This is a genomic window from Caballeronia sp. M23-90 (assembly GCF_053574605.1).
In genome coordinates this window covers 1-440 of the sequence record NZ_JBSIPA010000975.1, presented here as the reverse complement: position 1 = coordinate 440, position 440 = coordinate 1, and the positions used below count along the sequence as shown (strand labels likewise).

Here is a 440-nt window from a genome sequence, read left to right as displayed (position 1 = left end):
TAAATATGCGTGGAGAACACAACAGTATGGGCACCTTTGTAATCGCCTGGAGATGTGGGCAGCAATTCGCCCGCGCAGCGTTGCAATCGAATCAGATACGTGTCGCTGCATGCGCTGAGGAGCCGCGTGGGATGTAGTCCGCGGGTAAGGCAGGTACGCTGCGGACTTCGGAGTTTTTTTTACTGCCTTGACTCAGGCGCTGTGCGACGAGAAACCCATAGGCGGCAATGCATAGGGATGCGTGATGGTGAAAACCACGCCACCCACGTCCCTCGAAGTGTCCGAGGCCAAACTCCTGCTTGAGATCCTGATAGTCACGCTCAATGCGCCAGCGCATTTTGGCAACGTGAACGAGATGTTGCACGACCGTCTCTTCGGGCAAAGTTGAAAGCCAGTATTTGGTTGGTTCGATTTCACCAATGGGCCACTCGATAAGCAGC

1 protein-coding gene is annotated in these 440 nt (G+C 54.5%); it reads right to left on the bottom strand.

The window, feature by feature from the left end; translation table 11 throughout:
- Nucleotides 1-91: 91 nt before the first annotated feature.
- Nucleotides 92-440 (bottom strand): transposase (locus ACRXB1_RS37390; RefSeq protein WP_449494938.1); only part of this gene is annotated, 349 nt, incomplete at its 5' end.